Source organism: Endozoicomonas euniceicola (assembly GCF_025562755.1).
Lineage (GTDB): Bacteria > Pseudomonadota > Gammaproteobacteria > Pseudomonadales > Endozoicomonadaceae > Endozoicomonas_A > Endozoicomonas_A euniceicola.
Window position 1 is genome coordinate 2,945,390 of the sequence record NZ_CP103300.1, and the last position, 13,483, is coordinate 2,958,872.

At 46.5% G+C, this 13,483-nt stretch carries 18 protein-coding genes; 15 read left to right on the top strand and 3 right to left on the bottom strand.

What is annotated here, in order from left to right; all coding sequences use genetic code 11:
- Positions 1 to 92 precede the first annotated feature (92 nt).
- The 4 genes from NX720_RS11455 to NX720_RS11470 all read left to right on the top strand — a co-directional run bounded on the left by NX720_RS11455 (position 93) and on the right by NX720_RS11470 (position 3,581).
- Complete coding sequence (locus NX720_RS11455) at positions 93 to 872, top strand: ABC transporter permease (protein WP_262601241.1); 780 nt, start codon at positions 93 to 95, stop codon at positions 870 to 872.
- Positions 869 to 1,522 carry an ABC transporter ATP-binding protein gene (locus NX720_RS11460; RefSeq protein ID WP_262601242.1) on the top strand — a complete coding sequence of 218 codons (654 nt, stop codon included), beginning with the start codon at positions 869 to 871 and terminating at the stop codon, positions 1,520 to 1,522. Before NX720_RS11455 ends, NX720_RS11460 begins: the two co-directional genes overlap by 4 nt.
- A gap of 26 nt (positions 1,523 to 1,548) precedes the next feature.
- Positions 1,549 to 2,814 (top strand): hypothetical protein, encoded by a 1,266-nt coding sequence (locus NX720_RS11465; RefSeq protein WP_262601243.1) that lies wholly within the window; start codon positions 1,549 to 1,551, stop codon positions 2,812 to 2,814.
- A gap of 71 nt (positions 2,815 to 2,885) precedes the next feature.
- Positions 2,886 to 3,581, top strand: a complete 696-nt coding sequence (locus NX720_RS11470; RefSeq protein ID WP_262601244.1) for a Fic family protein — start codon at positions 2,886 to 2,888, stop codon at positions 3,579 to 3,581.
- Positions 3,582 to 3,613: 32 nt separating this feature from the next.
- Here NX720_RS11470 and NX720_RS27105 read toward each other — a convergent pair whose 3' ends face one another.
- Both NX720_RS27105 and NX720_RS11475 read right to left on the bottom strand, forming a co-directional pair.
- Positions 3,614 to 3,847, bottom strand: coding sequence for a four helix bundle protein (locus NX720_RS27105; protein WP_404831087.1), 234 nt, complete (start codon positions 3,845 to 3,847; stop codon positions 3,614 to 3,616).
- A 136-nt stretch (positions 3,848 to 3,983) separates the two neighbouring features.
- Positions 3,984 to 4,172 carry a hypothetical protein gene (locus NX720_RS11475; RefSeq protein ID WP_262601245.1) on the bottom strand — a complete coding sequence of 63 codons (189 nt, stop codon included), beginning with the start codon at positions 4,170 to 4,172 and terminating at the stop codon, positions 3,984 to 3,986.
- 31 nt (positions 4,173 to 4,203) lie between these two features.
- On the opposite strand from NX720_RS11475, the gene NX720_RS11480 reads away from it, so the two are divergent.
- The 6 genes from NX720_RS11480 to NX720_RS11505 all read left to right on the top strand — a co-directional run bounded on the left by NX720_RS11480 (position 4,204) and on the right by NX720_RS11505 (position 9,688).
- Complete coding sequence (locus NX720_RS11480) at positions 4,204 to 5,763, top strand: polysaccharide biosynthesis/export family protein (protein ID WP_262601246.1); 1,560 nt, start codon at positions 4,204 to 4,206, stop codon at positions 5,761 to 5,763.
- A 111-nt stretch (positions 5,764 to 5,874) separates the two neighbouring features.
- The gene (locus tag NX720_RS11485) at positions 5,875 to 6,153 is read left to right on the top strand and encodes a helix-turn-helix domain-containing protein (RefSeq protein WP_262601247.1); all 279 of its coding nucleotides are present in this window, start codon (positions 5,875 to 5,877) and stop codon (positions 6,151 to 6,153) included.
- The gene (locus NX720_RS11490; RefSeq protein ID WP_262601248.1) at positions 6,150 to 7,427 is read left to right on the top strand and encodes a type II toxin-antitoxin system HipA family toxin; all 1,278 of its coding nucleotides are present in this window, start codon (positions 6,150 to 6,152) and stop codon (positions 7,425 to 7,427) included. Before NX720_RS11485 ends, NX720_RS11490 begins: the two co-directional genes overlap by 4 nt.
- A 162-nt stretch (positions 7,428 to 7,589) precedes the next feature.
- Entirely contained in the window at positions 7,590 to 7,901 is a 312-nt protein-coding gene (locus tag NX720_RS11495) for a type II toxin-antitoxin system Phd/YefM family antitoxin (RefSeq protein WP_262601249.1), read from the top strand.
- Positions 7,902 to 8,207: 306 nt separating this feature from the next.
- Entirely contained in the window at positions 8,208 to 8,450 is a 243-nt protein-coding gene (locus NX720_RS11500; RefSeq protein ID WP_262601250.1) for a helix-turn-helix domain-containing protein, read from the top strand.
- Positions 8,447 to 9,688, top strand: coding sequence for a type II toxin-antitoxin system HipA family toxin (locus tag NX720_RS11505; RefSeq protein WP_262601251.1), 1,242 nt, complete (start codon positions 8,447 to 8,449; stop codon positions 9,686 to 9,688). Before NX720_RS11500 ends, NX720_RS11505 begins: the two co-directional genes overlap by 4 nt.
- 50 nt (positions 9,689 to 9,738) lie before the next feature.
- Here the strand turns inward: NX720_RS11505 and NX720_RS11510 are convergent, their stop codons facing one another.
- The gene (locus tag NX720_RS11510) at positions 9,739 to 10,311 is read right to left on the bottom strand and encodes a hypothetical protein (protein ID WP_262601252.1); all 573 of its coding nucleotides are present in this window, start codon (positions 10,309 to 10,311) and stop codon (positions 9,739 to 9,741) included.
- A 143-nt stretch (positions 10,312 to 10,454) separates the two neighbouring features.
- Between NX720_RS11510 and mntA the strand changes: the two genes are divergently transcribed.
- From mntA to NX720_RS11535, 5 genes are all read left to right on the top strand, one after another.
- A complete protein-coding gene (gene mntA / locus NX720_RS11515; RefSeq protein WP_262601253.1) occupies positions 10,455 to 10,862 on the top strand; it encodes a type VII toxin-antitoxin system MntA family adenylyltransferase antitoxin in 408 nt (135 codons plus the stop codon).
- Positions 10,855 to 11,265 carry a type VII toxin-antitoxin system HepT family RNase toxin gene (hepT, locus tag NX720_RS11520; RefSeq protein WP_262601254.1) on the top strand — a complete coding sequence of 137 codons (411 nt, stop codon included), beginning with the start codon at positions 10,855 to 10,857 and terminating at the stop codon, positions 11,263 to 11,265. The genes mntA and hepT overlap by 8 nt, the downstream gene beginning before the upstream one ends.
- A gap of 241 nt (positions 11,266 to 11,506) precedes the next feature.
- The gene (locus NX720_RS11525) at positions 11,507 to 11,794 is read left to right on the top strand and encodes an addiction module antidote protein (RefSeq protein ID WP_262601255.1); all 288 of its coding nucleotides are present in this window, start codon (positions 11,507 to 11,509) and stop codon (positions 11,792 to 11,794) included.
- A 200-nt stretch (positions 11,795 to 11,994) separates the two neighbouring features.
- The gene (locus tag NX720_RS11530) at positions 11,995 to 12,237 is read left to right on the top strand and encodes a helix-turn-helix domain-containing protein (RefSeq protein WP_262601256.1); all 243 of its coding nucleotides are present in this window, start codon (positions 11,995 to 11,997) and stop codon (positions 12,235 to 12,237) included.
- The gene (locus NX720_RS11535) at positions 12,234 to 13,475 is read left to right on the top strand and encodes a type II toxin-antitoxin system HipA family toxin (protein WP_262601257.1); all 1,242 of its coding nucleotides are present in this window, start codon (positions 12,234 to 12,236) and stop codon (positions 13,473 to 13,475) included. Before NX720_RS11530 ends, NX720_RS11535 begins: the two co-directional genes overlap by 4 nt.
- The last annotated feature ends 8 nt before the right edge of the window (positions 13,476 to 13,483 follow it).

Here is a 13,483-nt window from a genome sequence, read left to right on the forward strand (position 1 = left end):
GTACGTTTGAGTACTGTTTAGCCAGCATGCAGTGAGTTGATGGGCGGTAGCGTGCTTTTTTCTGTTTGATTCCAGATGAATTAGAAATATTAATGGAAAAACGTTCCTCATTTCAGATACAGCTTGCTGTTATTAATGCGTTAATCTCCCGTGAGTTAAAGACAAGATTTGGGCAGTATCGCCTGGGAATAGCATGGGCTTTTCTTGAGCCGATTATCGGGATTTCAATATTCATGGTGATGTTCCACTTTCGTGGAATGTCTGCAGTAGGGGGGCTGGATGCCCCTGTTTTTCTCGCCCTGGGTATGGGGCCTTTAACTTTTTTTACGAAGGTTATCAATCAATGCATGACCGCTGTAGGAGCCAATAAAAACCTTCTTATTTATCGGCAGGTCAGGGTTTTTGACTTTTTCTGGACACGGTTCATTCTTGAAGCCGTTGTTTCTCTGATTGTATTGGTGAGCATTTTTGTTGCAATGTGGTGGATGGGCTTTGATATCACAGTCAACAATACACTGAAGTTTGTCCTGGTCTTTTCCCTGTTAGCCTTCCTGGGTTTTGGTGTCGGCCTTGCTTTTGGGGTTATTAATACGATCTTTCCTGAACCGGGTAAATTTCTGCCAGTACTTATGCGCCCCCTCATGTTTATCTCTGCAACCTTTTTCTCAATTAATGAAATACCCGTGGCGGCCCAGGACTATTTACTGTGGAACCCTCTGGTACATGCCTTTGAACTAATGAGATCCTGTTTTTCAGAGTCTTATAATGTTTCTCTGGTTAGCCTTGAGTATCTGGGTTTGTGTTCATTGGTTGTCATGACCATTGGCATGATCATGTTTCGGGCTAACTGGCGAAAAATGCTGACCATATGATAGTTTTTGATAACGTCACTAAATACTATCCAACACCGCGCGGCAGGCATTACATTCTTAAAGATGTAACGCTTGAGCTGCCGGGGGATAAAAATATCGGTGTGTTTGGTGCCAACGGCAGTGGCAAGTCAACACTGATGCGCCTGTTGGCAGGAACGGATTTCCCCAATACCGGACGCATCTCCATTAAGGGCAATGTATCCTGGCCATTGGGTCTTTCCGGCTATCAGGGCAGTATGACCGGTCGCGAAAATGCTGAGTTTGTTTGCCGGATTTACGGTAAAAGTAAGGCAGAGATTAAAGAAAAGCTCGCCTATATCAAAGAGTTTTCAGAAATCGGTCACTTCTTTGAAATGCCATTAAAAAGCTACTCATCTGGTATGCGTTCTAAATTTTCATTTGCAGTCAGCATGGCTTTTGATTTTGATTATTATTTGATAGATGAATTGACATCCGTAGGTGATAAACGATTTAAGCAGAAGTGCAAAGAAACCTTTGATGCAAAAAAGGACGTGGCAAATTTCCTGTTTGTTTCCCATAACCTCAATGAGTTAAAGCGTCAGTGTGACATAGGTATTTACATTAAGGACGGTAAAATACATGTTCACGATAGTATTGATGACGCAATTGCAGCTTATAACGCTATGTAACAGTTTTTGGTTCATTAACACTATTTATGACTGACACGAAACAAAAAACGCCTGATCTAAAAAAGGTTGCCAATAAACCTCAGGCCATCCCGGCAAACAAACCTGCAACGGTTGAAGTCAACAAGAAAAAAGCCGACATTGTTGAACTGCCTAAAGCCAGAAAAAAACCACAACCACCACAAAACAAGTGGATAAAGCTGGCCAGAAAACATCTGTTACACAAACAGGCTGGTCGCTGGTTTGTTGGAATGGTGGCAGCACCGTGGGCTCTGTCTGCGATTTACTACACCGGCTTTGCTTCTGATCGCTACGTATCTGAAGCCAGCTTTATGATTGAAAAGAATAACGGCAGCGGAAGCTCAATCGAAGGATTAAGCCTTTTTGGTGTTACCCCTCAGGCCAGCAACGACCAGCGCATTCTTGAAACCTTTATCAAGTCTCCGGATATGCTCTACTATCTGGACGAAAAAGCAGGCTTGCGACAGCACTACGAAACCGGCGACTTTTTATCCCGCCTTGCCTCTGAAGAGACCCACGAAGGTTTTCTTGAGTTTTATCGTGACCATATGCAGGTTCGGTTAAACGACACTAACGGTATGCTGGACCTGGAAATTCAGGGCTTCTCGCCTGAATTTGCTCAGAAACTAGCTGGACTGGTGCTGGAACGCAGTGAAGCTTTCGTTAATGAAATCAGTCATAACCTGGCTGGTGAGCAGCTGAAATTTGTGCAGGATGAGGTGGCCCTGTCCGAACAGCGCCTGAAGGATTACACCGCACAACTGGTCGCTTTCCAGAACGAAACCGGAATGCTCAGTGTCAGCGAACAGGGGGCAGCCCTGAACACCATTATGAATGAGTTGCAGGCAGATCTGATCCGTAACCAGACCGAACTGCAAACCCTCACTTCCTATCTAAACGACAGATCACCACAGGTTGTAGCACTTAAGCAGCGTATTAATGCCCTGCAAAAACAATTAAGCACTGAAAAGGATAGGTTAACCGACAGTGACGCTACCACCCTGAACGATTTGGCCGCTAAGCAGAAGGAATTGCAGCTTGATCTTGACCTTGCGACAAAGGCTTATTCGTCGGCACTGGTGGCCCTGGAAGGCGCAAGAACCGAAGCCAGCCGCAAGCTGAAACAACTGGTGGTAGTGAGTAGCCCGCATCTGTCAGAGGAAGCTAAATACCCAAGAGTTGCTTACACGCTAACCAACATTCTTCTTATTCTTTTGGCACTATATGCTTTGGTTCGTATGATGCGTGCAACCATTCGAGAGCATAGAGACTGATAAAAGTGCTATTGGGGAGGCAGCAACATACAATAATGGCTTTGAGCAACGTAAAACTTCAGGGTTAGTTTATGACATGCACCGACAAGCACTGGAACATGAAGCCCAATCATCGAATGGCTAAGCAGCTTGCTGTACGTGATCTGGCTTGTTTGGTCTACGATGCGGTTAATCTTGAAGGCGTTGCCATGACGCTTCCCGAAGTTCAAACGCTTCTGGATGGAATAACGGTTGGTGGGCATAAAATAAGCGACCAGAATATGGCTCTGAATCAGGCTGAAACCTGGAAACGTCTGTTTGCTCTGGTTGAGCAGAAGCAGTTTGCATTTTCGAAAGCTACCGCACTGCTTTTACACAGTATTGCGGGCAAGGATGAAGCTCTGGAGTGGGGCGTTTTTCGAACTGGTAATGTGACGATTAGTGGGTCAGAGTACGAGCCGCCTGCTCCCGGTGCGCTGGATAGCATCTGGAAAAGCATTGAACAGGATGTTGCCAAAAAAGATGATATTTACGATAAGGCAGTTGCCGCATTCTTACAGTTGGCAAGAGCCCAGTTCTTTTGGGATGTGAACAAACGAATGGGGCGATTTATGATGAATGGCATCTTGCTATCAGCAGGTTATCCGCTCATCAACGTTGTGGCTAAACGACAACAAGAGTTCAATCGCCTGATGCTGGATTTCTATCAGTCTAATGATATGCAGCCCATGAACGCATTTCTGAGAAGCTGCCTGAATCCAAAAATCATACAGAATTTTCAGACATAATTAGTTGGCTGTTGGCTGTTGGCTGTTGGCTTTTAGCTGTTGGTGGTTTCGATTTTGTTTTTGAGGCTGTTTATCATTTTGGCGATTTTGTTGCATTGGTTCAGGTAGTTTTGTTTTTCATGTGCTGACAGGTAACCGACCTGCTCAGCAATGGTTAGCTGAGTTCTTAGCTCAGCGCATGAGCCAAGGCTAATACAAAGGAACTGAATCTTTTCTTTGTTTCCTTTACGGCTCATACCCTCTGCAATATTGGAAGGAACGGACAGTGAGGATCAGGTGATCTGGTCTTTAAAACCAAAATCCCGACAATATTTAAAAGAGAGTATGACCTTAGTGCAAAGTTCAACGGCTTCTTGCCAAACCAGTAGTCGTTCAAAATTCATAATTCTTTTTTTTAAATCGTTAACAAAGTAGAAGCCCACTCACCATCTGTCCAGCCAAAAGCCAAAAGCCAAAAGCCAAAAGCCAAAAGCCAAAAGCCAAAACTATTTTTTCATAACTCAAAAAAGATAGCGCATAAGCTGTCATGATCAAGATTCCGAATTTTATGATATACAAACGAATAGCTGTTGCTTCTGCTGCGGCACTCATGCTCAGCCTCAATGCCTTTGCAAACACCCCTATGCCAGCACCAGAAACCTCTGGCCCTGAAGTGGTTGAAAAAGCCACCATTCACCCGGTATTCGGACAAAACCTTTTCAGCGGTTTTCGTAAAGCCGAGTTCAAAGGCTTTAACCCCGAGTACAAACTGGCGATTGGTGACAAAATCACCCTGCAAATGTGGGGAGCCTATGAGGTGTCTGTTGAATTAACCGTTGATGCCCAGGGCAATGTGTTTATCCCACAGGTTGGCCCGGTTCGGCTGCAAGGCGTTGCCAATAAAGACCTGAATAAAGTCGTTGAGAAAAAAGTTCGCAGTGTTTATCAGAGCAATGTGAACCTCTATGCCAGCCTGAACGCTACGGAACCCGTTAAACTGTTTGTCACCGGTTTTGTTCAGTCGCCGGGTCTTTATGGTGGTTTTTCCTCGGATTCTATTCTGGCCTTTCTGGCCAAGTCCGGCGGTATACGTCCGGAGTCTGGTAGTTACCTGAATGTTGAGCTGAAGCGGGGCAACAAAACCCGTGCGTTCTTTAATCTTTATGATTTCCTGCTGACAGGCACCATTGAGCAGGTACAGCTGCAGGATGGTGACACCCTGGTGGTAAACGGTCGTCAGGGCGTAGCGGCCTTTGATGGATTGGTGGAAAACCCCGTTCAGATCGAATTTGCCGGTGGTGAAATTGCCCTTAATGACGCTTTGCAAATGGTCGGCCTGATGCCGGAAGCGACCCATGTTCGCATTAGTCGTAACCAGCTGGCTAAACGTAATGTGGATTATCTGCCACTGACTGATGCAAAAAAGGTAATGATCAGCAGCGGCGATGAAGTCAATGTTGTGTCGGACAAAATGCCGGGTACGATCAGTGTTGCCGTAGAAGGGGAACACAACGGTCAGGCGATTTATATCCTGCCTTATGGCAGCACCATGAATGACCTGATGGCCAGGTTGCAGCCTAACGAACGCTCCAATATTGAAGCCATGCAGCTGTTCCGGGAAGAAGTCGCCCAGCGTCAAAAGGCGATGCTGGACGTACAACTGCAACAACTGGAACAGGCTGCCCTGTCTGCCCGAAGCAAAAGTGTCGGGGAAGCCCAGTTAAGAAAGTCGGATGCCGAATCCATTCTTCAATTTGTGAACAGAGCCAGACAGGTGAAGCCACGGGGACAGGTGCTGCTTGGTCACAACGACAACCGCATGGACGTGATGCTGAAGGATCAGGACCGGATTATTATTCCGAATAAAACCGTTCTGATACAGGTACATGGTGAAGTGATGTTCCCGAACGCCATGGTGTTTGATGAAGGAAGCGTTATAGACGACTACGTTAATGCTTCCGGTGGTTACTCACAAAAAGCCGACCAGTCTCGCGTGTTGGTCCTGCATCGGGACGGAACCATCTCCCGCATTGAATACAAAAACGGTTGGTTTAATAAAGGGCTGGCGAAATACGATGTGCAGCCGGGTGATGAAATTCTGGTGATGCCGCAGGTTGATGAGAAAACCATGCAGTACACCAGCGATGTGATGCGGGTGATTTACCAGGTGGCGATGAGCGCGGCAGTGGTACTGAGGTTTTAGTCGGTACTGTCTTAAAACCTATTAGGTAGCAAAAAAGATATAATGGTATCTGTTTTTTGGTATTGATTGCATAAAAAGATACTATAATATCCATAAATAAAGGATGTTTTTATGGATTTACTATCTCTGCTTACCCCGGTCGACACACAGCAAAAGCTGGCAGATCACATTAAAAAGAAGCGCAGGCAAAAAAAGTGGTCACGTCAGGCACTGGCTGAGCGAAGCACTGTTCCGGCTTCCACCATCAAGAAGTTTGAAACCACCGGGCAAATTTCCCTGCGACAGTTTTTGTTGTTATGGCAAAGCGTTGACCGGCTTGATGCGCTGGTTGCTCTTACCCGTGAAAGCGTGGCAGAGCCAACCAGCATTGAAGAGGTACTGAAAAGATGAGTACTCAAAAGCTGGATGTTCATCGCTGCTTCAGTAATGGTCAGCAACACTTTGTGGGACAGCTGGCTCAAAACCGGCAGGGTATTTATTTTCAATACGATGAAGACTACCTGAAGCAGTTTAACAGTCTGTCGCCTTTTACATTGGCCTTTAACAGTACATTGCATAAAGCGCCCGAAATGCCCCATCAGGGTTTGCACGGTGTGTTCGCAGATTCACTGCCTGATGGCTGGGGACTGTTGTTGATGGATCGGGTATTTCGTCAACATGGCCTATTACCTCAACAGATTACTCCCCTGGAACGCCTGGCGTATGTAGGACAAAGGGGGATGGGCAGCTTAAGCTACTCCCCGGTTTCCGATTATACGACCAAAGACGATAAAGCATTACAGGCTGTTTCAGTGCTGGGGCAGGAAGCCCGACGTATTTACGAAGGTCAGACTGAAGAAGTACTGGCCGCCCTTGCCAGTGCCGGTGGTTCAGGTGGTGCCAGACCCAAAGCCATGATCTACCTTGACCCTGATGATGCGAAGTGTGTGAGTACATCGGCTGAGTCAGGCTTAACCCCCTGGCTGATTAAGTTTACTTCGCAGAACTTGCCTCTGGGGCATGAAGAAGGCTTGTGCGAAGCCGCCTGGCTCACCATGGCAAAAGAAGCAGGTATCACAGTTCCCACATGGACACTGATTCACGAAACAGGCAACCCTGAAGCAAAGGGCTGGCTTGCGCTGAAGCGCTTTGATTGTCCGAATGAACAACCCGCTGGGCGTTATCATATGCACACCCTGTGTGGCTTAATGGACGCTGATTTCAGGCAACCTTCCATGGATTATGAAGACCTGATTAAAGTCACCCAGGTTGTGTGCCAAAGTCCGGCAGCGGCTCAGGAGCAATTTACACGAGCACTGTTTAACCTGTTTTCACTCAACCAGGATGACCACACTAAAAACTGGTCCTTTCTAATGGACGACGATGGTCAGTGGACTGTAGCCCCCTTTTATGATGTTACATTCAGTCCGTCACCTTACAGCCAGCACATGACCGCTTTTTGTGGTTACGGCAACCAACCTCCGGCAAAGGTTATTCAAAAGTTGGCAGAGCTGGCCAACTTTGGTAGTTGGAGTCAGGCAAAACAATGTATTGAGCAAGTGGCCGATGCTGTAGCCAGCTGGCCCGATCTGGCAAAGCAACTAAGCATCAAGACGACAACACAATGTCTGATCAGCCAGCAATTAAACGACTGCTGGCAACAGAATAAGCAGCTGCTTAAGTGAAACAGCACTTTTCTATACAGGTCAGTATGATGTGCTGTTTAAGTCGGGGGGGATGACAGAGGCTCTGTTTGCCAAAATTAGCAAAATCGTCGTAAACCCTCGCCCAATGCGGGCGGGGATATAAGCTATTGTCAGCTAACTACCGTTAAAGAGGGTTTTGTAATGCCAGAGCCATCCACATCTGACAAGGTTATCAACATGCACGAAGCAAAAAGCCGCTTATCCCAGCTGGGTGAGCTGGCCTGGCGTGGTGAGCGGGTGGTGATCTCAAAAGCTGGCAAGCCCTATCTGGAACTGGTTCCGTACCGAAAAAGAGAAGTACGCAAACCCGGTCGATTCAATGGCAAAATCCAGATAGCCGATGATTTTGACCAAACTGGTGAAGGTATCATTCAATTATTCGAGGGCAACGAGCAAGCCCCTCGGGTTGTCAGGCAGGCTATTTCACGATTTATGTTTGCGATCTCTATGTAACTGCCATCGCACCCAGAGAGCGACTAAAACCGTGGCGACAAAAAAGAAGGCCATAACCTGAGTGGCGGGGGTCATATCAAACATGATTACTCTCCAGTATCAGGCTGCGAAGTCTGGTTTGGAAATACAAAATCTGCAACTGACTTAACTAATTAATGATGAAGTTCGAAACGGTCTCTGTTATTGATCTGGTTGAATTGTTCGGTGGTGCTTAGAACCTAATAATGAATACATATATAGTCAAAATAGTATTTTCAGGCTATTTTGACTATATATAAGGTCATATAGGTTCCTATTGGTGCCATCATGGAGAACATAGGCAAAACATTCAAAGCCCGGCGGAAATCCAAAGGCTGGACTCAGACCGAACTGGCAAAGCGTGCCGGAACGACCCGAAGTGTGGTGTCTGCCATTGAGAATGGCCGCTACCGTGGCGCATTATGGGCGTTGACTAACTGCCTGGGTTTGCTGGAGCTTGAGCTGTCCGTCAAAGAAGCCACAAGGCCGACCTGGTACGAACTGGACGAACTCTTTGGGGACGATGAATGAAAGCCTTCCATAACTGGCCCGATAAAATAAACCCTGTTTATGTTCATACCCCACAGAGGCAGGCGGGTACTTTAAGCTTCGAACGTGGTTCCTACGCCTTTTCTTACCACGCTGACTCCAGTGAAGATATTTCGCTGACCATGCCGCAACAGGTAGCGTCGTATAACAGTGGGGTTTTACACCCTGTATTTCAGATGAATATCCCGGAAGGTTATGTACGGGAAAGGCTAACGGAAAAACTGCGCCGTTATGTAAAAGTAAACGACATGCTGTTTCTGGCGCTTCAACAGCATTGCGGTATTGGGCGCTTGTCTTACAAAAGTGACCTGATTATAGAAACTGAAAACCATGACAGCCTTGAGTCTCTGGTTAACTGGGACAGCCGCGAGAGTGCTTTTGAATACTTGCTCGATAAATACCTGCTTAACACCGCCGCCATTTCCGGAGTGCAGCCAAAGCTGCTGGTAAACACACAAAAGCCCAGTGAAAAGGGAACACTGATCGAGCCGGAGCTGATTGTTAAAACCGGTGGCGACGATTATGAGAATCTCGCACTCAACGAATATGTCTGCATGAGCATTGCCAGGGCTTGCGGCATCAGCGTTCCTGAGTTCTGGCTGTCAAAGAATAACGAACTGTTCATTATGAAGCGGTTTGACCTGAAAAACGGGCAGGCACTGGGCATGGAAGATTTCGCGGTGCTCATGAAAAAATCAGGGGACGATAAGTATCTGGGTTCCTATGAGAACGTAGCGAAAGTTGTGCAGCTGTATACAAGAGATGTAGAGCAGACCCGGCGTATTTTCGATTACGTCGCCATCAGCTGTTTACTGGGCAATGGTGACGCGCACCTGAAGAATTTTGCACTTCTCTACGACAACATAAATCCTGTCAGTGGCTTGAGGCTTTCTCCTTTATACGACGTTGTAAATACAACCGTCTATGAAACAGACTCCCATGATTTAGCTCTAAAAATGGACAAAAGCCGGGAATTTCCCGACAGAGACCGACTAATTCGCTACGGTAAAAGCATTGGGGTTGAAAACCCTGAACAACGGCTGGAAGAAATGGCGGATATTGCCAGAGATTTTATTGACCACTTTGATCGCTGGTCACTTTTTCCTGCGCTAAAAACTACGCTGCAAGCGTCTGTCTCAAGAGCAATGTCAACCTCTGATGTGGGCGTTCGATTCAATGTTAAACGCAGTAAAAAACGCAAGACCGACCGATATCTGTAAACGGTTCACCAGATACCTTCGCACTGGTGAACCACTCATCAGTTGGTGGGCTAATTGGCAGGAAGGGATTGGCGAATTAAGAGTTCTAGCTGGTCAAAACGTTTTTCCAGCTGGTCGAAGCGTTTATCGTGCTGGTCGAAGCGTTTATCGTGCTGGTCGAAGCGTTTATCGTGCTGATCGAAGCGTTTATCGTGCTGGTCAAAGCGTTTATCTTGTTGATCAAATCGCTCCCGGGTTTCTTTAACAAACTCATTGTGCTGCTCGTCTGCTCGCCTGAACCCTGCATGTGTCGCTTCCGCAAGTGCTTTAACGCAAGCGGTTAAGCTCTGAACATCTGACTTTATGTCTTCAACATCAGTTTTTACGGATTCAACATCAGTTTTTACGGATTCAACATCAGCCTTTAAGTCTCCAATGTCGGCTTTTACGGCTTCAACGTCCAATTTCACGCCTGCAACATCAGATTTTACACTTGCAACATCCAGCTTCAGGGAAGCTATATCGTGCTGGTTGGTAAGGGCGATGTTTTTTATATCTGCACACACTCTGGCCAGGCCATGCAAACAGGCATCTGTTTGCTTATGGTGTTCTTCAAGTTTTTCGACTCTGCACTCAAGGTTCATACAGCTTACCTTTCTTATTTGATTTTCGGACATTGAGCATAGCAGAGAAGAGACACTTGGCTCGTTGTGTTTATTGATTTCGGTAGCTCTTCAACAGCAAGGTGTTAAAATCCCTTTAATGCAGCACATTCTGAAGACAAACCATGCTACCAAAAACAACCTGCTCCCATATCATTCAATACCTGAAGTCAGAGTTTAAAGAGTCTTTGCAAGGGATTGTTCTGTATGGCAGTCAGGCAGCAGGCAAGGCCACAGAGCGCAGTGATATTGATCTGGCTGTATTGTTGAACCGGAATATATCGCAATACCCTTTATGGAATACTGCCCAGACACTGGCCTGCCAGCTTAAGAAAGACGTTGATCTGATCAGCCTGAGAAAGGCAACCACGGTTTTGCAAAAAGAAGTAGTAGAGCATGGCAACTGGTTGCTGAAGAGTGATGAATTTGCCTGTAACCTGTTTGAGACCCATGTATTTTCGCAGTATCAGCAGTTACAGGAAGATCGCCGGGAAATCATCGACGACTTAATAGGCAGGATTAAAAATGGATGACGTGATTCTCAATAAGTACGCCATTATCCAGCGTTGTCTTATGCGCATCAGGGAAGAGTACGTTGGCCATGAAAACGAGCTGACCACCAATTTCACCCGGCAGGACTCCATCATCCTGAATATTCAACGGGCTTCCCAGGCTGCACTTGACCTGTCCAACCGGATTATACGGCTGAAACAGTTACCGGTTCCCCAGGAAAGCAGGGAATCATTTTCGATTTTATCCGACCACAGTCTTGTATCCACTACCCTGACGGACAGCATGATGAAAATGGTCGGGTTTCGTAACATTGCCGTACATGAGTATCAGAAGCTTAACCTCGATATTCTCAAAGCGGTTATCGAACAGCATGTTCAGGACATAGAACGGTTTGCGGTTGAAGTTATGAAGTCTGTCGATTAAAGCTCTGTCCTCAAAATTTTTATCAAGTATCTTGATTTGTATCTATATGGATACATAATCAATGGTGTGGACTTAATTGAAACCACCAAAATTTTTGATAAATGGCTGAAAGGCTTGAAAGACCGTGCAGGCCAAGCCCGAGTTCTAATCGCTTTAAAGCGACTTGAGCTCGGGCAGACTGTGTACAGGAAATCTTTAGGTGGTGGGCTGTCAGAGCTGCGGAAGGAACTGGAGGCACAGCATGAGCAAAGACCTGAAGAAATTCGACGCATCAGAATACCTTACCGATAGTGAAGCCATTGCAGAATACCTTAATGCGGCAATGGAGAGTGGTGATCAGGCGCTGCTGATGGCAGCTATTGCCGATGTTGCAAAAGCAACCGGTATGCAGGCTATCGCCAGGTCATCCGGGCTGGGTCGTGAAAGCCTTTATAAAGCACTGTCTCCCGGCGCTAAGCCCCGCTTTGAAACCGTTTATAAAATCCTTCAGGCTTTGGGTGTCAGGTTATCTATGAGTGCTCAGCCATAATCGGGAATCGGTCAGTGTAATGTGTTTTTACACTACGCAAGAACTGACCTTTGAAATCCCTGAGCCTTAAAACCTATCAGATAGTGCTGAGTTTGATGGTGGCGCTTAGAATCTAATAATGAATACATATATGGTCAAAATAGTATTTTCAGGCTATTTTGAACATATATAAAGTCGTTTAGGTTTCTATTGGTGCCATCATGGAGAACATAGGCAAAACATTCAAAGCCCGGCGGAAATCCAAAGGCTGGACTCAGACCGAGCTGGCAAAGCGTACCGGAACGACCCGAAGTGTGGTGTCCGCCATTGAGAATGGCCGCTACCGTGGCGCATTATGGGCGTTGACTAACTGTCTGGGGCTGCTGGAGCTTGAGCTGTCCGTCAAAGAAGCCACAAGGCCGACCTGGTACGAACTGGACGAACTCTTTGGGGACGATGAATGAAAGCCTTCCATAACTGGCCCGATAAAATAAACCCTGTTTATGTTCATACCCCACAGGGGCAGGCGGGTACTTTAAGCTTTGAACGTGGTTCCTACGCCTTTTCTTACCACGCTGACTCCAGTGAAGATATTTCGCTGACCATGCCGCAACAGGTAGCGTCGTATAACAGTGGGGTTTTACACCCTGTATTTCAGATGAATATCCCGGAAGGTTATGTACGGGAAAGGCTAACTGAAAAACTGCGACGCTATGTAAAAGTAAACGACATGCTATTTCTGGCACTTCAACAGCATTGCGGTATTGGGCGATTGTCTTACAAAAGCGACCTGATTATAGAAACTGAAAACCATGACAGCCTTGAGTCTCTTGTCAACTGGGACAGCCGTGAGAGTGCTTTCGAATACCTGCTCGATAAATACCTGCTTAACACCGCCGCCATTTCCGGAGTGCAGCCAAAGCTGCTGGTAAACACACAAAAGCCCGATGAAAAGGGAACGTTGATCGAGCCGGAGCTGATTGTTAAAACCGGTGGCGACGATTATGAGAATCTCGCACTCAACGAATATGTCTGCATGAGCATTGCCAGGGCTTGCGGCATCAGCGTTCCTGAGTTCTGGCTGTCAAAGAATAACGAACTGTTCATTATGAAGCGGTTTGACCTGAAAAACGGGCAAGCACTGGGCATGGAAGATTTCGCGGTGCTCATGAAAAAATCAGGGGACGATAAGTATCTGGGTTCCTATGAGAACGTAGCGAAAGTTGTGCAGCTGTATACAAGAGATGTAGAGCAGACCCGGCGTATTTTCGATTACGTCGCCATCAGCTGTTTACTGGGCAATGGTGACGCGCACCTGAAGAATTTTGCACTTCTCTACGACAACATAAATCCTGTCAGTGGCTTGAGGCTTTCTCCTTTATACGACGTTGTAAATACAACCGTCTATGAAACAGACTCCCATGATTTAGCTCTAAAAATGGACAAAAGCCGGGAATTTCCCGACAGAGACCGACTGATTCGCTATGGCAAAAGCATTGGAGTTGAAAACCCTGAACAACGGCTGGAAGAAATGGCGGATATTGCCAGAGATTTTATTGACCACTTTGATCACTGGGCGCTTTTTCCTGCGCTAAAAACTGCGCTGCAAGCGTCTGTCTCAAGAGCAATATCAACCTCTGATGTGGGCGTTCGATTCAATGTTAAACGCAGTAAAAAACGCAAGACCGACCGATATCTGTAAACGGTTCA